The sequence below is a fragment of the Pedobacter ginsenosidimutans genome (assembly GCF_001442625.1).
Classification (GTDB): domain Bacteria; phylum Bacteroidota; class Bacteroidia; order Sphingobacteriales; family Sphingobacteriaceae; genus Pedobacter; species Pedobacter ginsenosidimutans.
The window spans coordinates 1-20,102 of record NZ_LMZQ01000030.1 but is presented as its reverse complement, the minus strand read 5'-3'; the positions used below and the strand labels follow the sequence as shown (position 1 = coordinate 20,102).

The window sequence follows — 20,102 nt, the reverse complement described above, 5'->3', positions numbered from 1 at the left end:
GCCTATAATGTTAATCTTAAACTGAAATCTACCGAGCGGGATGTTGGGGTTGAGAAGGAATAGATCCCCTGAGATCCGTTTGAAGAACCAAAAGAACTTACTTCTGGATCGCCTCCTGTAAAGTGTGGTGCATATATCCATAAATTTCTGCCTGTAACCTGCAAGCCAATAGTTTTGAAAGGTGTTTTTTGCAGCCATGTTGGTTTTAGGTTATAGCCTATGCTAACATTCCTCAATTTTACATAAGTACCATCCTGGATAACTGATTCCAGCACGCCATTGGCCCGCTGGTAATAGGCCTGTCCTGAAACAGACACCGTATTGGGTAAACCTGTAGTCGCATTTACCCCCTCAACAACACGTGGGCCACGGTCTTCGGTAACTTTTGGTGTGCCATAAAAATAGCCGTAACCATCCACATTGTTCTGAATATCGCCTCCCTTTTTCATATCAAAAGAGAAACTAAGCGTAAACTGTTTATACTTGAAATTATTAACTATGCCGGCCATCCAATCAGGATTGATATCGCCGATTATACCTTGTTCATCTGCAGCAAATGGCAGCCCATCATTACCGATTAACAGTTTTCCTTCACTGTTTCTGGCATAGCGGGTACCAAAGATTACCCCATATGGCTGGTTTGGAAAAATAGTGGTAAATCCGTTGCCAATCTGTGGCAGGTTCCCGGAGATCGAAAGGACCTTATTTCTGATCCTGCTATAATTAAAGGTCAGATCCCAGCTAAAATCCTCCGTTTTAATGGGTTTTGCATTTAAAAGTAACTCGATACCCCTGTTACGCATTACGGCTGTATTTACACTCGTATAGTTAAACCCGGTTGACGGTGCCAGTGCTACAGTGGGAATGATCCCGTTTTTTGTCTTTTTATCGAAATAGGTAACCTCCAGACTTAAACGGTTTTTAAAGAAACCTGTTTCTAAACCGATCTCAAATTCGTTGATCCGCTCATTTTTTAGGTTCGGATTGCTTAGGGTCTGACTGATCAAAAAGCCCGACTGCCCTTGATAGGGGAAGGCAATGTTTCTTACCGTCTGTGATTCGTACGGTGTAAGCAGGTTATATGGCCCAATGCTGGCATTCCCTACTGTACTGTAGGATAATCTTAATTTCCCAAAGCTCATGATATCTGAAAGTTCTTTCGAAAAGAAATTGGAAAAGATAAAACTTGTAGCAGCAGAACCATAAGGGTAAAAACTGTTGTTTTTGGCCAGCACCGAAGTACCGTCGTACCTTCCGGTAAGGGAGAGGATTAAGAACTTTTTATAATCGATATTGGACTGTAAATAGAATCCTATTTTTCTGGTCAGATAACTTGTTTCTTTAAAATTTATATTTGATGTAGATCCGATATTATCAAATCCCGGAACGGTTATACCCAGGCCGTTGGCATAGGCAGTTTCACTATAGGTTGATAATATGTTGTTGCCCAATAGTGCATCAATGGTAAAATCACCAAAACTTTTGTTGGCACCGATGATCAGGTCATTGTTATATTGTCTGAAATTGGTGTTGTTGTTTACGATCCGGCCATTAGGGTTCGAAACCGAGAGTAACGATTCATGATATTTGCCCTGTTCAACATAAACATCGGCTCCAAAACGTTCAGTAATAGTTAGCCAGCTCAATACTTTGTAATCAGCATTAAAAGTTGGTAAAAACCGGTTTACTACCGAGGTATTGCTGATGTTATCCAATACCCAATATGGGTTGTTCCTGGAAAAACGGAACAGCCTCTGCGTGCCGTCCGGGTTGAGGGAAGGCTGTAGATTATAGGAAACTGGAGCGGTAAAAATAGTCCATACAGGGCTTTCAAGGGCATATCCTTCAGGTAGCCTGTTGTTTTTGGTATTGGCATAGTTGAGTGAAAAAGTAATATTGAGATCCTTTAATATCTCGGTGCTGAATTTCCCAAAAACGGTATTCCGGTCAAAAGACGTGGTAGGTACCGTTCCATCCTGCGCAAAATTGGTATATGATAGAAAATAAGAGTTGTAAGCCCCGCCACCGTTTATGGCTACTGTGTTCGTATATGTTTTTCCGGTTTTGAAAAATAGATCAGACTGATCGTATACCTGTGCAGGCTGTCCGTTTATTTTCAGGGTATCCATCCTTGCTCCCCATGAAGTACTTGTTTTCTGGTTCACGCCATCAAAATATACGCCGTTAGATCCTAATGAATATTTATTCTGGATTTCGGGCAAAAGTGGTTTCTCCATAGAAAATGATGATGAAAAGCTTAGTGAAGGCTTTTTGTTCAGGCTTCCTGCTTTGGTTGTAATGATAATTACCCCTTTTGCACCATCAGATCCATATAGCGCTGTTGCAGCACCACCTTTTAGCACATTAATGCTTTCAATAATATTAGGATCAAGATCGGCAATACGGTTGGTGCCCGGGCCAGAATTCAGGTTTCCGGTTTCATCATTGTTTACCGGGATACCATCGATAACCATTAAGGCTTCGTTGTTTCCATAAAGGGAATTGGCCCCCCTAATTACAATCCTGGACGAGCTGCCGGGAGTACCCGAAGAACTTGTAATCTGAACACCCGAAACCTTACCGGCCAGGGCATTTACCAGGTTCGGCTCTTTGGTTTGGGTTAATTGCTCACCTTTTACCTCTTGAGAACTATAGGTGAGGTTACGTTTTTCCCGCTTTACACCTAGTGCAGTCACCACAATTTCGTTAAGGCTCTGCTGGTCGTCTTTAAGTACAATCACCAGGTTGTTTTGTCCTGTATAGGCGAGCTCTCTGGTCTGGAAACCGATACCGCTAAATACAAGTACTGATGGGTTTGTGCCTTTGATGGAGAAATTTCCCTGTGAATCTGTGGACGTTCCGAGGGATGTACCCTTTATTTTTACGGAAATGCCAGGCAAAGCTGCCCCTGCTGCATCTGTAATTTTTCCGCTTATGGGCACCGTTTGCGCATGGATCTGCACAAAACAGAGCAAGGCTATGGCTAGAAAAGCAATTTTGAGTTTGATCATGATTTTGTTTAGTTATTAGTCAGATCAAATTTAACTGTCTTTTAATGCATGTAGATCGATGATTTTATCATGTATTAACCATAAATTAACAGGAATGTTACATCTTTGACAAGGCTGTCGCTGTTTTAATTGATAAATGATAGGATGTTAGCGGTTTTCCCAAATAAAGAGAGATTGTATAAAGGGATTGGCTTCCATTAATTTATGGAAGCCATTTTTCAGCTATTAGCGCCTGGTTCCTATTTTAATGTAACATCCAGATAAACAGAATGACGCCCGTATGTTTCATAAAATGGTTTGAAAACCACATCATCAATGGTGAACTGTAAAGATTGTGGATCACCCTTGATTGATTTGCCAATATCTTTGGCATCCAAGGTTACTTTACGCCAATCTTTTCTGGCTTCTGGTTCCTGCGCTGCCAACAATATTGGCCCGTAAAACAGACTCGCTATATTCTGCTGATCCATAACCGGATCCAGGTGGAATTGGAATGGCATCTTTAAATCTACAATATCGCCGCTTTTCCAGCTACGGCTTATCTTTAGGTAACTACCTGGCTCAGCCTGAAACTTTTGTTCTTTACCGTTGATTTTTACAAAAAATCCTTTGGTAGCCCAGCCTGGTACACGTACATGGAGATCAAATTTTCCACTGCCCTTAATAGTCAAACGGGTATTGTCTTCTTTTGGAAAATTTGTGGTCTGTTCTACTGTTATTTGGCGTTCTGTCCATTTTAGTGTTGAGGGAATATACAGGTTTACATAAAGCGCCTGGTTATCTTTACTTTTAAAGTAAATTGAATTTTGTAGTTTGGTGCTGCTCTCTATTGCAGTGCCGTTACAGCAGGTAAAACCTGTCATATCCGCATTGCCAAATTGTTTAACAGATCCTGGTCTGAGTGGTACATGATAGGTATTGGCAGGACTGTTCTGGGCAACAGATGCCAGGATATGATTGTACAAGCCACGCTCATAATAATCCATCAGTTCTGCCCGCTGATCGAAGAGAAACAGGTCTCCGGTCAGTTTTAGCATATTGTAGGTAGCGCAGGTTTCATTCTGCCCTCCTTCAGAGAAACCGTTTTCGTACAAGGTAGCTGGCTGGGCAATAAAACACTCTGCGTTGGCAGGGTTACGTGCACCTGCAACTCCTCCGATACTGTACATGTAATCGTCTACCATTTTGTGCCAGAAGTTATCCGCTATACTATAATATTCAGGTTTATTGGATACCCGGTACATTTCGATACTCCCTACAACCTGGGGTATGTGCTGATTGGCATGCAGACCACGGAAAATATCTACGTTTTTGGCTATTCCGTGCGAATGTACTGTATCACCAAAGAAAACCTTTATATTATCAAATAATTGTGCTGTTTTCAGGTATTTCGGATCATTTGTAATCTGGTATAAACGGGCCATTGAATCATTCATGCCGCCGTACTCGCCGGCAATGTAGGTATTCCACATCTTAATAAGCGTTTCCTGAGGCAGCTGGCTTAAGCGGGTGTACACCCAGTCACTCATATCAGTAGCTATTTTAAGTGATTTTTTATTACCACTTACCACATATACGTCTATTAAGCCAGCCAAAATTTTATGCAATGTATAATATGGCGCCCAAACCTGGTTCTTCTGTCCTCCATACTTAGCTCCCTTTTCTAACATGATAAACTGATCGGGAGGGTAAGCGCTGATGAATCCTTTTCCCCAGTTCCAATAATCGGTACGGATGCCCGATGCACTAAGATCAGAATCATAATCTGATTTGCCCGGACCATGCGGAACAGCGCTCGGATCAGATACAAAGGTGGAATCTGAATTTTTAGGTTTACCCGACAATTGTGATAATTCATAGAGCGTATTGATCATATACTCCATTTTTTTTGAGAAATTGGCCTGCAGTGTCTTGTCGTACCCGGTGCCGGCGTAGGCCTGGGCAATTGCCGAAAGGTAATGGCCTGTGGCATGCCCCCTTAATTTGGTATCTTCACTGTCCCATACACCCAAAGGTTTTGCTCCTTCGGGTTGTTTCTGGCCAAAAGCTTGTCGGAACATATACAGGAAAGAATTGGGATCGGTTTTAGCTAATGTTTTGATAAATTTATCGCGGTTTTCGATAAATTTGGTTGCATGGCCATGAACGTCAGTCTGCAGAGAAACCCTGTTTAAAGCAAACGGCTCTAGCTTTAAGGCTGGTGCGGCTGATTTTTTAAGTGCTTTTACGGTTACAAGTGCCTTTGGCTGAAAAACCGTTCCCGCTACACGCCCGGTAACGGTGTAACTTCCGGGTTTCAAAACCTCGCTATTATCAGTTGGAGAGGGCCACAGCACACGTACTTTTGGACCTTTCATCTTATTCTGGTAGGTGCCTGTTACATAACTGGGTAATCGTGGTAAATTTCCTACTTCTGTTTCTACCTGAATATCTGGTACATGGGCTAAATAAGCATTGTAAAGCTGTGGCGTGCCTGAAGAAAACTTTGGAAGATCATCTTCACGCTTACCTACATTTACTACGCTTTCCTGAGTACCTCCCTTGGCATTGCGATAAATTGCGGCAATCTGCCCCGCACTTAACGGAACCCGATAAATACGGAAATCATGTATCATGGCATTCAGATAGGGATCTCCAGGTACTAGCGATTTTCCGATATACAACAGGTTTTTTGCCACTGATTGCTGATCGAATACCGTTGTTAACTCCAGCGGGATATTCTTAACTTCGGCCACTGGCTTGCTATCCACATAGGTCACCATAGATTTTGATGGAATATCGATCACAATGGTAATATAAACCCATTTATTCAGTTCTAATGCTGGCGAAACCGCTCCGTTTTTATTGTTTTCCTTTGCCGTGATCAATGTCTGGAAATCTGCCTGAGCACTGGTTCCAACAGGGGCCGCAAAAAAATGTTTGGTTACATCTTTCCCGAAATCAAAAAAACGCTGGCCCGGTTGCTTCGAACGGAGGTATATCCATCCTGATATGCTGAGCGATTCTATATCTGTTAATGCTTCTCCTGGAATTGTAACAAACGAATTGTTATCCCCAGAGAGCGACAAAACCTTTCCAAATCGGCTGTCATTGATAAATTTGACCCCCTCGCCCTGAAATTTGGCATGAAAATTATTTCGGGACCAGTCTTTGGCATCTCCATTAAAGATATAACGCGCACTCATTCCCGTTTCACCGATCCCGTCTAATATCTGGTCTCCATTTTGTGCATTGGCAGTAGTGATACCCATGGCTAAAACAGCAGGGAACAGGATGGTACGCAAGAATACTTTGTATATTTTCATGTTTAAATCATTTTATCATTAAGCCCTTCATTAGACCTGTTTATATCAATGTATTTTATATCCAGATCTTTTGATAAGTGTAGATGAATTTAAAGAATATTGAATAAAATAACCCTTAAAATTCATCGATAAAACTATGAAGAACCTCTGTGTTTTTATGATTCTTTTTTATCTGATAGCTACTAGATATTAACAAGTACCCTGCCGTACAACAAAATAAATTACCTTCAGGGGGCTCGCTTAATGCTCGATTTACTTTTTAGTTTTCCGATCTGCTACATCAAAAAGCCCAGATTGGGGTGCTTGGTTAAAATACTAATGTTATGCATCAATATACAACGGAAATCTGGGTTATGCTTCGTTTATATTTACATCCTGATCCATCAAGTCTGGTTTTTATAGGCCGGGATATCAATATTAATTATGAAAAACATTTATCTAAACCTCTTCATTCTTTTTCTCCTATGCTGCTCTTTCCAACCTGTAATGGCGCAATCTCAGCATTTGGCCAAGGGGCAGGGCAATCCGGTTATACCAGGTTATTTTGCAGATCCAACAGTTAAAAAATTTGGCGATACTTATTATATTTATGCAACAACCGATGGCAATGGAGGCGGGTTCGGACCATCACAGGTATGGACTTCAAAAGATTTTGTGAACTGGACCATGCAGGATATGAACTGGCCAACAACCCATCATTACTGGGCACCAGATGCAACACAGGGCCCAGATGGAAAGTATTATCTATATTACTGCCAGCCCGTTGAAATATTCGGTGCGTCTTCTGCAACACCGGTTGGCCCGTGGACATCGCTTTTAGCACCCGGAAAACCAATAGTTTCAAATTTTATGGTACCCAAGGTGATTACACTTGATGGACAGACTTTTAAAGATGACGACGGTAAGTATTATATGTATTGGGGCACCTGGGGTATTTATCCGGGTCATGGTTGCGGTGTTGGCTTATTGAATGACGACATGAAGTCGTTTTCAAAACTTGCGCAGATCCCGAATACCGATGCGAAAGACTTTTTCGAGGCTCCGTTTGTATTTAAAAGAAAGGGAATCTACTATCTTACCTATTCATCCGGCTATTGCGAAGATGGAACTTACAGGGTACAGTATGCGACTGCAAGCAATCCGATGGGACCTTTTAAGTATGCCCAGGATAATCCTATCCTCGCCACAAATGGCGACGGGACGGTGCATGGGCCAGGACATCAGTCTGTTCTGCAGCAGGGAGACGATTTCTACCTGGTTTATCATCGCCATAATAACCCACACAACGACGGTGGCTATCACAGGCAGGTAGCGGCAGATAAAATGATTTTCGATGAAAAAGGAAACATACTCAAGCTGGTACCTACACATTCCGGAATCGGCTATTTGGCAAAAAATGCAAATCCGCACCCAAATCTGGCGCTGGGCAAAGCCGTTGTGGCCTCTTCAGCTTATGATCAGGATTTTAAACCAGAATTTGCATCCGATGATAATAACGGAACTTTATGGAAAGCCAAAAACAATATCGGTCCTTCGTGGCTCCAGATAGATTTAGGTAGGGCTTATGATGTTAAAAGTGTGCACACTCAATTTGAATATGCTACATGGTACTATCAATACAAAATCGAATATTCGCTCGATGGCAAAACATGGAAATTGTATGCTGATAAAAGTAAAAACACACAGCATGGAAGTCCGATGATCGATTTTGGGAATGTTAAGGCCAGATATCTGCGTACAACAATTTTACGGACAGAATATCCGGGCTTAAACAAGGCGATATGGAATATTAAGGTTTTCGACAATGCCGAATATAATCCCGTGATGAATACCAGCATCAAACAGTGGGAATCTTTGCAACGTTTCGAACCGAAGGGACTGTTAGTGGATCTGAACTTTGATAACCTTCGTGTAGGATCAATAGCGGCCCATGTTCAAAATAATGGAAAATTAGCTGGTGTGTTTTCTGCTAACGGAACAAATAAGCCGGTTACTTCAATGATAGGTGGAAAGAAAGCTTTGGTTTTCTCTGGCACCGAACGCTTATTATCGTCCGTTCGTGCACCTTCATCTATGCTGGGGAACAGCAGTTATAGCGTGAGCATGTGGGTGCTAAACCCAGAAATTGATAAAGAAGAAACAATCGTTTCGTGGACAGGTAGGGGTGGTGTTAATTTAAGTAATGCTGCGGCAGGTTATGGGAGTAGTAAAGGTGCAGGCGCTGCCACCCATCTGGGCTGGGCCGATTTAGGATACAGGAACTTACCGAAAGCAAATGAGTGGCATCTGATTACCATGGTTTTTGATGGGACAATGGAGCGTATATATGTTGATGGGAAATTGGATAGGGCAGAAAGAAGGATGCTTTTCGTGAGTAATCTTACCAGATTTCTTGTGGGCGGCAATGATGATGGAACTTCAGGATTTTCTGGTGCGCTGGCCGCTTTGAAAATTTATGATGTTCCATTAACCGATACAGAGATTAAAGCAGCCTATACAAAAGGCATAACTAACCGTACCGTTCTGTACGCAGATACAAAAAACCTTGAATATGGGGATTTAGCAAACTGGCCCAACAATGGGGCCGCTTTGGGAGAACTGACATGCAAGGGGAATGTGGGAGTTGACGATATTAATGGGAAAATAGCTGCTGTATTGGCTAATGGTAGTAAAGTCCTTATGGGAGATAGAATTACAAAAAAGGTCGATTTTTCAAAACCATTTAGTGCTGTTTTTTCTCTTTTGCCTGCTGTTGGTTCAAAAACAGATCTGTTTTTTGGTAAAGGAAATAAAGCCGTAAGGATAGTGGGTAACGGAAAATGGCAACAGGTAATCTGTTCTTTTTATCAGGGAAAGTTTCAAGTATTTATAAACGGTAAACCGGCCAATTATGCACTGGTCCGTAATAATCAAAACGACCAGCGTATTTTGATCGAATCTTCTGGCGGAGCACCAGGCGCCGCAACAGCACTATCATCAATTTCAATATACAGTTATGGCCTTGATCATCCTGGTTGCTTAAAAGAATTTAATTTTTGGGAACAAACCTTAAGCACTGGCAACTTAAAAGCATCATTTGCTTCAAAGCCATCAGCAGTTACGCCAAATATGGTCTACATGGTTGCAGATAAACCTAAACTGCCAGGCAGTGATCTCGAATATCTTTTTAAAAATGATAAAGATAAAGGGGATGCGAAATGGTTGCGGTCATCAGATTATATTGATTTTTCAGTCTTTCCACAAAGCAGTTATAGTTATACTGTGAAAATCAGGGATAACTTTGGAAATGTTACCCAAACATCTCTTCCCTTTGCTGTTAAAACAGATTCTTCACAATTTGTGATCAGAAAACAGCGTGGGGCAGCCCGGTCAGTTCCGGCAACAAAAGATGGCCTGTCAGGAACTTCCTGGGATGGTTTATTGGGAAATGCAGATACAGTTACACAACAATCGGGTATCCTAAAGATGGTTTCGCACAATACATTTTGGGATGGATCGGAGGCAACTGGGCCCTTTGCCTACCACAATGTGGAGGGTGATTTTATCGCCGAGGTAACGCTTTCAGATATGCTGGGGCTCAGGGAGAAGAAAGCTTATGGTGCAAATGAGGCAGGTATAATGGTTAAAGCTTCAACAAATGGAAGAATGCTTTTACAAAACGGCATTATGCCAGGCTGGGGCGTTGGAAATATTGTTACCGACCTTGGGAATGGTGGCAGAAGGCAGACGAACAACCTTTCTGGATGGGCTTTTTACAAACATCTGCAGATACAGCGGGCAGGAAATACATTTTTTATGCGTGGCAGCAGTGATGGAAAGGCTTGGGTAGATCTTCCTGGCAGCCCGTTAAAAAGAGATGATCTGGGCAGTACTGGTATACAGGTTGGTGTTTACCATGCTACCTATGGTGATGCTTCTGGTTATGCATCTTTTAGCGGTTTTAAGATTATCCAAAAGAAATAAATGAACATTGAAACGTTGGTATAACGTTTTGCTATACCAACGTTAATTTCTTGTTATTTTGATGACGACTTTACGTATGGGATATTCTTGCCGTAATAAGCGTCTGCTGGGATGTGATGGCCGGGATATACCTGTGCAAGAATATCGTATAAGGTAGGATCGTAAACTTTTAAATCATCAGGGTTTTGAACCCTGATATCCCTATCATAAAACCCATAGTTAGACCAGAACCACCATTGGCTTCCTTCCGCCCAGTATTCTTCAACCGTATTAATGGCGTACTGTCCTTTGTAAAGTCCTTTTTGTTTGGCCGCTTCATAAGCCACTTGGATCTGTTTGTAAAGCGCCGGATCTGCTACACCTAGGGCGGCCATTACATTGTGGCTCCATTCATGTACCAGGATATTTTCCCCATAATACCTGGTTCCGGGATAGCCCAGGATATTTTCTTCTGCACAGGAGGTTTGTATACCACCCATTCCACGTGCGCGTTGGTTCCAGTAACCCTTATCGGTCATACTGGCAATTCCTCCTGGTTTATTGTAATTTTCCCGTTCGGCAGGGGTTAGCCGTTTATCAGAAAAGGCAGGTTTTTTCCAGTTGCTGTATTCCGGAAGATCGGTCTGCATTTCAGACCAGGCCATGATGCTTAAACGTGCTTTCATACGGATCATGGCCATACGCACATCTGGTCGTTTCAGTAACATGTAATTGATCACATCACGGCCAACCAATAGGGCAATATTTGTAACCTTTGCCGATGAAACAACTGGAATGCCAAAGGCATCGGTATATTTTTGGTAGAACTTTGGATAATGCAGTGAATCGGGCGGACTGCTGATTGTAAGTTGCTCAAAGCTAGAAATTAATGCTTTCTCTGCTGGCTTATCCTGTGCCTTAATGTTGTTTCCAGCTAAAAATATGGTAAGGGTTAAAACCGTTTTAAAAAGGTAATTATTTTGTTTTGACATTTGATTGTATACTATGTTTCGGGTTTCCTACATGTTATTTCTTTTGTATCACAGATTTAATTTCTGCTAACGTGGTACCTGTAAGCTTAATTTGATAAGGCCATTGTTCGTCGTTTTCATCTTTTCCATCGGTAATATGTTCCCAGTGTGTAGTTGGTGCGCCACTTACCACAAGCCATAAATATTGTGTGTTTTTTGGTACGCTAAACTTGGCTGAGCCTTCGCTGTTATCGTGGATTTTTCCATAAACACGTTCGCCATCATATTTTACGGCAAGGAAACTGTACCGCCAACCGGCATAAGCCAGGTTTACTTTTCTAAAACCATTTGCTCCTGCCAAACCTTTAAATTTTAGTTTGATTTCTGTTCCTTCTTTGGGAGTATTTAATCTTATGCCGTTATATCCGTAGTTTTGTGGACAGTTGCCCGGCAATATCCGGTACCAGGCATCTGGCAATGAATCTAAAACTGTTGCATGTTGGTTGGCATAAGTTTTGGCTGCTTTTTTAGCCTGGTCTAAATCCCAGGTGATAAATTTAGCTGCAGCCTGATGCATTTCATCGTTAAACTTTTTCTGGTTGGTTCCTGTGATCCGTTTGTAGGTCATAACTGCATCTTCGCCTTTTAAAGCTTGTTGCCACAGCTTACCAATAAACTTAATTCCATGTTTGTTGGTCCAATACTCCAATACATATGGCGAGTGATATTGATTGGTCTCGTGCAGAAATGCATAATGAGTTTTTTTTAGGTTGGCCTCCAAATGATAATTTTCAAAAGTCATCCATTCCGGATAAACATGCCAGAGCATAAATTGAGAGGTCATTTCGAAAATAGACTGCCCACGGCTTCCTTTAGCTGCCGAAGAAAAAGCCCAGGCACCATCGGCATTAACCAGATATTGAAACGAGTGGCCTATTTCATGCGCCAATGCGCCGAAAGGAGCTTTGCTGATACGGGCCAGGGGAGTCCAGGCAATTCCTATTTTATTTTCTTCCCCGCCACCAAATGCTGTGCCTTCCTTTCCCTTAAACACAAAAATCAAAAGTTTGTACCGATCGGTTACAGAGTTCCCTTTATTCACAAAACCCAAGGTATCCACATAAAAATTGTAAAACCGATCACATTCTTTTAAAACCTGATTCATATCCAGACGGGCAGCAGGATCAGTATTTTTAGAAAGATCCGGCCCAAATTCTTTCGACCAGAAAATGGCAATATTATCTGATTCGACCATTCGTTTATAACCGAATTCATGCTCATCGTTAGTGAAATCATTTCCTTCGGGCACCATCCATATTTTAGCAGGAATATAACGTTGTTTTGGCGTGTTAACTGTTTCTGATAAGCTAGGATTCGTTGCCTGGCCCCATACTGTGTTGCAGAAAAGCATCACCAAAAGTGATGCAAAGGTTAGCACCTGGTGGTAGTTTGGGGCAGATGCCGATCTCTTGGTAAGTGATCTATTCTTAGTTAATAAATAACACATATACTGATATTTCGATAAAAATTACTGATTTAGCTTTAATATAAAATGTTTGGCTTAAAAAGAAAAACCCAGAGTCGTTTTGCCGATCTGGGTTTTATCTTCAACTAACTCAACTAGGGTTTTTTAGTAATACCAGGAATTTGGATGGTTACGGTGTAACTGCCCGCTGATAATGCCTTAAAACCAAAAAATACCGGATTTGCATTCCTGTTTTCTACGGTAAACCGTGCGGGGATGCGGTAATAATTTCCTGTTCCGTTATTTCCATCCTTAATCGGGAAACCATTTGGCAGATCTATAAACTCCCATTCGAGTGCAGTGGTTGTTCTTACCACAGGGAAATATGGGTTCATTTGCGAAAAATTACCTCTATCTCCCCTGGTGATTACCTGTCCGGCGGAAGGATCAAAGGCAACGCCATTTTTGTCTAAAAATAAAAACCTGATCTTGTTAGGTCCCTTGTTGTCGTAAGTAACGGTTACGGGCAGATTTACCCTGTCGCTGAAACCTGTTTCTGCATCAGGATCAGAGGTGGTGACAAACGGGCCGGCATCAAGCGCAAAATATGTCTTGGGTAATAGCTGTATCCTGCAGGCATTTAAGATCTGGCGGGTACCTTTGATGTTGCTTACCTCAACATCGATTACATAATTTCCGGTGGAAACAAATGCTGTTGCCTGGGAGAGGGATATCCTTCCCCCAATCTCGCTGATCTCTAACGGTAAAGCAGGTTTGAGCACAATTTTTTTGTTTACCAATGCAACGGTTGAATCTGCACTGGTAATCTGACCGAGAAACTGTTTAATGGTAAATTCTTTTGTCATCTCTGGCGCTGGCTGCCCGGTGTCTGCGTTTCTGATAGCAAGAAGTTTAACCTTCACTGGCCCCGTGGTTCCGTCTAATTCAAGCGCGTTGGAATTTGTTACATTTCCCTGGGTAGCAATTAAAGGGTTCGGACTATAATACATATAATCGCTGATGAAACCCTTTTCAACCTTTTTACAGCCAAATAAAATGCCGGTCAAAGCTAGAACAGATATTGATGAAATTAATAATATTTTCTTCATGGTTGTACCTATTGTGATTCCCCGTTAGAATCTGATGAATGTATGGTTATTGCTTAGCACATGGAGCATGCCGCCCGATGATGGTTCGATATCAGTTGTTTGGCACTGTGCTTTAAGATCTACGTTTGGATCATTGGGCTGAGCAACAACATTTGGCGGATCCAGGGCACCCCTGACCTTTATATAATAGAGATAATATATTGGTGCAGATGACCAGGATTCGGCTGGCTTTGGTTGCAAAATCCTTTGGAACGCTGTTTGCGTATTTGCTGCATTATTCACAATGGTTGCCTGTAGGGGTGCTGTCATTAATGTTATCCTTGACTTTGAGATGTAAATCCTAAGCGAATCAGCGCTAATATCCTTATACATATCGGTCAGATTATAGTTATTGTTTTCATCAATACGTCTGACAGAATCTCTTTTTATTTTCAGATAACTGTTGATGGAATAGTTGGTCGGGGCAAAAAAAGTTGCAGCACCATTTACTTCCTCTTTCATATTATAATGATCAATCACCATAACCAGCGTATCAAACAAGTGATATTTGTGCTGTTTGAGATAATCATATGTTGTTAGTGGGGTTTTGCCAACACTTAATCCGCCGTCTGTCAGGTATTCACTCTTCTTACAGCCTGTGAAATATGCAAGCCCCAGGCTGCATATTATAAAATACAACATTTTATTTTTCATTATTTTACATCTTTGAGCTCCAGAACGGAGTTTGTGTTAACTTTTTGTTTATAACCATTAACGCAGGGTCTATCGGCCAATAATATTTACCAGCATCAAAATCACTTTTGCTCATCTTATCATCACCGAATTTAATAATACCGGTTTTTCTCCCAAGTCTGACCAGGTCATAAAAACGGTGCCCTTCCAGGAAAAGTTCTCTTCCCCGCTCGTCTATAATAGCTTCAAATAAGTTCGAATTTGCCCCATTCCAGGCACCTACACCAGCTATCTCTCTAACTTCATTTAGTACGGTCCTGGATTGATCAAACTGGTTCAACGCCGCAAGTGCCTCTGCTTTTAACAGCTTTATGTCTGCTAGCCTAAAAATGATGATGTTATTGTGAGCAACCGGGGTAATTACGTTTTGGCCGTTAACGTAGGTAATATTAGAATACTTGATACAGATCGGATCTGTTGAATTCGTCAGTGCGAAAGCATTGGAATACCGCTCATCGTCCGGGTCATCGAAAAGATTCTTTAACGTAATCGTATTAAGCGGAAAAATTGCATTTCCGGTATTTGTGGTCAAATATGGACTTTTCAAAGTATAATTTGCAATATTGAAGACATTTCCTTCATTCTCTCCGCTCTGAGCAATCTCAAAAATGCCCTCGGTAGACTTACCTTTGTATATGTTTAGATAACTATCCCTGCTTACATACTGATAAAAATTTTGGCCGATAATCTTGTCTGCGGTCAAATTACAGTTCTGGTAATCGCCCTGCCACGCATAAATATGAGCCAGAAGGGCATAAGCTGAACCTTTATTGGCCCTGACGGCTCTATTTGTTGCGTTCGCATAATCCCAGCTCAATAGGCTTATAGCCATGTTAACATCACTTAAGCACTGCGCTAAAACTTCAGATGCCTTGTTGCGTGGAATATCAACCGCATCTGCAATTGCCCCGGTCTGGGTTACCAGGGGAACATCTCCCCAGATTCTGGTCATATAGAAATAATTGAATGCCCTTAAAAAATAGGCTTCACCCAATAGGTTGTTCTTTGATGTAGAAGAAGAAAATTTATCATCTGGTATGGTTGGGATAAACTTGATACAGCGGTTAACCTGATCTATAGCACTATAAAAGCTGTCATACCTTCTCATCTGCATCATTGGATCTCCTGTTTCTGCAGCTGCAACGGCTATCGACCACCTTATTGTGGAAATGTTGTCGAAACGATAAGAAGTCACTGAAGTGAATTCATCGGTTGGCAGATCGCCATAGGCATAAAAAGCAAGTCCATTTGCCTTATTCAAGGTTTTTCTCAATAGTGCGTAACCTCCTGCTATACCCTTGTCCGCATCGTTCTCATTTTTCCAAAAGGTAATATCGGTAGATGTGCTGATGGGTTTTTCATCAAGAAACTTTTTGCATGAAGTTGCCATGCTCAATCCGATTGCACAGCATATATATATTGTTAGTCTTTTCATTGTAGTAATGTTTAAAATGTTAAATCAATGCCGAATGTGTACTTTTTAGGAATGGGATAGTCGTTTCCTCCGGAATACCCATCTACTCCCACAGCTTCCGGATCAGGCACAGTAGATTTAGACCATACTTTTACATTGTCCATCACGCCGTAGAACCTGATCATGTTCATGCCTATTTTTTTTGTGAGTTTTTGAGGCAAAGCGTAACCCAGCCTGATGTTTTTGATACGTATGAAACTTGCATTTTCGACATACATGCTCTGGCCAATGTGCCATTTATCTACCGTATTGGTTATGAGTCCAGGATATTTGGCAATATCTCCCGGTTTAGACCAGAAATCTGAAACATTAAAATTTGATGCCGGTCCAGATCGGGGCCCCCAATAGAAGTATGGATCCGAAGTTCCGGCATCCTGAAATTTGTCTGAAAGATAACCATTGCGTAGGCTGCGACCTGAAATGAAAGTGACCAGAACATCAAGAGAAAAGCCTTTATATGAAAATGAATTGTTCATACCACCTGTAATATCCGGATTTGGGTTTCCATATGATACATAATCATTATAATCGATGTTGTAATCTCCATTCTGATCGGCCCTCGCCGGATCACCAGCACTATATTGTGCCCCACCGAAGTGGGTAATCCGCTTGCCTGTCTTCGGGTCTACAGGAACATCGGCGTCTGTTGAATAGATACTTTTAACGTCCCAGACCTTATAGGTGAACAGAGGTTCGCCAACGCTCAATGTCTGTTGTAGCCAGGGTGGCCCGAAAGTGAAATCTCTTCCCCCGTTTGGCAGTTTGGTAATATAATTATCGTTGTAAGCTATATTGAAATTGGTTGTCCATTGAAATTTTGAGGCTGGACCGAAATTTCTCGTAGTTAAAGTTAACTCAACACCCGAATTGCGCAGATCAACATAGTTATTTGAGATTTGAGAATACCCGCTGGTAAGCGGTACGGCCACCTGGAATACCTTGCTTTTAGAGTCCCGGATATAATAATCGGCTGTTAAGGTTATCCGGTCCTTAAACAGTCCTAAATCGATTCCCGCATTGAACTGTGGACTTCTTTCCCAGCTGATTGAACTGGCCGAAGCTGCCCCGTAATAATCTGGGTATAATACCTGTGTGCCATTATAGGTATTCTGGAAGCCACCTACACCATTTGCCAGTACTGATGTTGGATAACTTGCATCACCTATTAAAGATTGGTATTGGGCATAATAGGCTCCGGGATCATTGCCGGTTACTCCATAACTGGCCCTAAGCTTTAAATAGGAGAGAATATTCTTCACCGGGGAGAAGAAACTTTCCTCAGATGCATTCCACCCTGCCGATATCGATGGGAACGAACCCCAGCGGCTATCAGCACTGTATCTTGAAGATGCATCGGCACGGTAAACGGCCTGCAAGAGGTATTTTCCCTTGTAATCATAGACAAAACTTCCCATCCATGATAAACGGGAGCGTTGCTGGATATCATTACTTACAAACAAATTTGGGCCGGCGGCTATGCCTGTAACCGTTTTTACTGCATCCGAATTTCCGATGCTGGAGCTGTAGGTGTTATTGAGTATGTTTTTTTCCATTCCCTGTAGCAGGACAATGTTAAAGTTATGCCCGCTCTTCAGTGACTTGTAGTAGTTCAATGTGTTTTCCAATTCCCATCGGTTAGTTTGATAGATATATCCATAAGCTTCATTCTGGCCGCTGGAACTTAAAAGATTTGGTTTAAAATAGCTTCTTGTATTATTGTTTACATTGTACGATATCGTGCTTTTTAAGTTTAAGCCAGGTATAATGGTGTATTGAGCCATTGTATTACCGTTCAGACTGGTGGTTTTATCATCGTCCCTGAGTTCATCGTATCTGCCGGTATATAATGCCTGTTCTGTAGGACCGATACTCCAAAAGGATGAGGGAAAGCCCCAGGTAGTGAATGGGTATTTGTTTTGGTCACCTTGACCATGCTTGGCCTTGGTTAGGCCGACAAAAAGATTTGTCTGGATCAACAGTTTTTGGGTAGGTGATACCTGAAAGAACAGGCTGGGCGTAACCCTGTTGATATCATAACCTTTCATTACCCCTTCCTCAAAATAACGGTTGAAAGAGAATCTGTATGAATATTTATCCGTTGCCGCTGCTATGCTTGCATCAATATTGCTGATGTTTCCCGTTTGAAGAAATAATCCCTGCCAGTCTGTATTGTTGTTGAAGGCAGTATTTAAACTGTCGGTCAACATCATATTCAGGTTTTTGAGCCGGTCATACGATGCGTTACCTCCATAGAGTAAGTCCATTTTCAATCTTCTCTCTGCAGTACCTGTTTGGATAGGCTTCAATGCGGGTTTATTGGCAATTCCGAAATAGCTTGAAATTCTAATCTGAGGTGGCGCGCCAGCTATAGCCCGTTTGGTCTTAACAATAATAACGCCGTTGGCAGCCCTGGCACCATAAACGGCTGAAGCAGATGCATCCTTTAGCACGTCAACAGATTCGATGTCGTTGGGGTTGATCGCCTGCAAGGGACTGCTCCCATAGGCTGACCCAATGTCATTTACATCATAGATCACGCCATCAATAACGTATAACGGTGAGCTGCTTTGACCTAAGTTTACGTTGCTTGCACCACGGATGTTAACAATGTTGTTTCCTCCAGGTTCGCCCGAGGTACTTAAAACGGTTAGACCTGCGACCCTTCCCTGCAGCATTGCATCAAAAGTAGAATAAGGCGTGTTTTCAAAATCTTTTCCCTTTACAGACGAGATCGCTCCAGCGGTGTTTCTTCTCTGGATGTTCTGATACCCTATGGCAACCACCTCATTCAAAGAGTTGTTATCTTCCGCAAGCTCAATATTTATACCTGTCCTGCCTGCAACAGATATTTCTTTTGACTTATAGCCAACAATACTGACCGTCAAGATCGAAGATCCTTCCTTTAAGGTTAACGAGAAGTTTCCCTTAATATCCGAAGAGGTACCATTAGTTGTGCCCTTTTGTTTAATAGATGCCCCGGGTATGGGCTCGTTTTTTCCATCAGTTACCGTACCGGTAATTTTGGTTTGTGCAAAGGTAAGAAAAGGCATCACCAGAAATATAAGGATGCTTAATAACTTACCCCACCTCAAAGTAAAGTTTAATTTCATTAGCTTATTGATTAGTTTATTAGTTTTTTTGGTTAGTTTAAGCGTTGTTATAACGTTTATAAATTTACCATAGTAGGTGCTTGATTATAACGAGTATATTACCTGATTTAAATCGTTTTTTAACCTGTATGGGTAACTAATCATGAGGTTAAAGCTTTAAGGATCAAAGAGCTTGGTTATCTTTCGGTTCTTTTATAAATCTTTTTATTAATAAATGATCTTGAGGCTGGACTCCATAAAAAAACTCCCTATCTCAAATATTGAAATAGGGAGTTCTAATTGAGAACTTTTATTACAAGTTATTTTACTGCCCATTCGTGTACGCCAGTTGCATGCTCGGCAGGTAATTGAATTTCCATTCTTAGGGCAGTTGTGTTTACGGGCTTAAATTTTACAGTATTAAATTTATCTTTACTAATCTCGTAAGGAGCGGTTGTTTCAACGGGTAGCCATTGATCTCCTTTTTTATATAATAGTTTATAAGAAACCGGAATTCTGCAACCACCCCAGGGACTATCATCATACCAATAAACTTTAGATTCACTTACGGTTTGTTCAGATGCAAAATCGTACTGTATAAACTCATTGGTGTTTTTGGCTGGCCACCAGTGCAAATAAGGAAAGTTGGTATCTTTTGAGTCCGCTGGTTCGTACTGATCTTTTATTGCAGAAAACATTCTCTTGTTTTTAAGCGAAGCAGATACCTTACTCGTACTGGCAATGGTTGGAGCCGGTTTTGGTCTGGCGGCCGATTGTTCATAAGGTATCCAAACAGTCATTTCGCTTGGCCCCCGGTTTGCCCAAGCGTAGTAGGGGATGGCCTTAACATCCTGGGCGGTAACCAAAAGGCTATCACTGTTTATTTGCCGTTTTGTGCTTTGGCCCTTAATATTAATTACGCCAACGCCATTAAGTAGGTTTTGCTCATAATGAGAAGAGGCAATGGCATTTTTATCGATCATAATATTCTGCACCAGGCTGTC

Annotated in this window: 9 protein-coding genes and 1 pseudogene; 1 reads left to right on the top strand and 9 read right to left on the bottom strand. The window is 41.7% G+C overall.

Features of this window, described 5'->3' with window-relative positions; genetic code table 11:
* Positions 1-2: 2 nt before the first annotated feature.
* Together ASU31_RS22400 and ASU31_RS22395 are read right to left on the bottom strand one after the other, a co-directional pair.
* The gene (locus ASU31_RS22400; RefSeq protein WP_057934489.1) at positions 3-3,011 is read right to left on the bottom strand and encodes a SusC/RagA family TonB-linked outer membrane protein; all 3,009 of its coding nucleotides are present in this window, start codon (positions 3,009-3,011) and stop codon (positions 3-5) included.
* Between the two features lie 239 nt (positions 3,012-3,250).
* Positions 3,251-6,316 carry a beta-L-arabinofuranosidase domain-containing protein gene (locus tag ASU31_RS22395; protein WP_057934488.1) on the bottom strand — a complete coding sequence of 1,022 codons (3,066 nt, stop codon included), beginning with the start codon at positions 6,314-6,316 and terminating at the stop codon, positions 3,251-3,253.
* 423 nt (positions 6,317-6,739) lie between these two features.
* Here ASU31_RS22395 and ASU31_RS22390 point away from each other — a divergent pair, with 423 nt between their 5' ends.
* Positions 6,740-10,279, top strand: a complete 3,540-nt coding sequence (locus tag ASU31_RS22390) for a family 43 glycosylhydrolase (RefSeq protein WP_157258215.1) — start codon at positions 6,740-6,742, stop codon at positions 10,277-10,279.
* A gap of 53 nt (positions 10,280-10,332) precedes the next feature.
* On the opposite strand, the gene ASU31_RS22385 is transcribed toward ASU31_RS22390, so the two are convergent.
* The 7 genes and pseudogenes from ASU31_RS22385 to ASU31_RS27765 all read right to left on the bottom strand — a co-directional run.
* Entirely contained in the window at positions 10,333-11,250 is a 918-nt protein-coding gene (locus ASU31_RS22385; protein WP_083505487.1) for a glycoside hydrolase, read from the bottom strand.
* 34 nt (positions 11,251-11,284) lie between these two features.
* Entirely contained in the window at positions 11,285-12,736 is a 1,452-nt protein-coding gene (locus ASU31_RS22380) for a DUF6055 domain-containing protein (RefSeq protein ID WP_157258213.1), read from the bottom strand.
* Positions 12,737-12,849: 113 nt separating this feature from the next.
* A complete protein-coding gene (locus ASU31_RS22375; protein WP_057934486.1) occupies positions 12,850-13,803 on the bottom strand; it encodes a hypothetical protein in 954 nt (317 codons plus the stop codon).
* A gap of 24 nt (positions 13,804-13,827) precedes the next feature.
* On the bottom strand, positions 13,828-14,496 hold the full coding sequence (locus tag ASU31_RS22370; RefSeq protein ID WP_057934485.1) for a hypothetical protein: 669 nt from the start codon (positions 14,494-14,496) through the stop codon (positions 13,828-13,830).
* Positions 14,497-14,500: 4 nt separating this feature from the next.
* Positions 14,501-15,970 (bottom strand): RagB/SusD family nutrient uptake outer membrane protein, encoded by a 1,470-nt coding sequence (locus ASU31_RS22365; RefSeq protein WP_083505486.1) that lies wholly within the window; start codon positions 15,968-15,970, stop codon positions 14,501-14,503.
* Between the two features lie 11 nt (positions 15,971-15,981).
* Entirely contained in the window at positions 15,982-19,119 is a 3,138-nt protein-coding gene (locus ASU31_RS22360) for a SusC/RagA family TonB-linked outer membrane protein (protein ID WP_057934483.1), read from the bottom strand.
* A gap of 299 nt (positions 19,120-19,418) precedes the next feature.
* Positions 19,419-20,102, bottom strand: a pseudogene (locus ASU31_RS27765) (glycoside hydrolase family 127 protein); the annotation flags it as partial.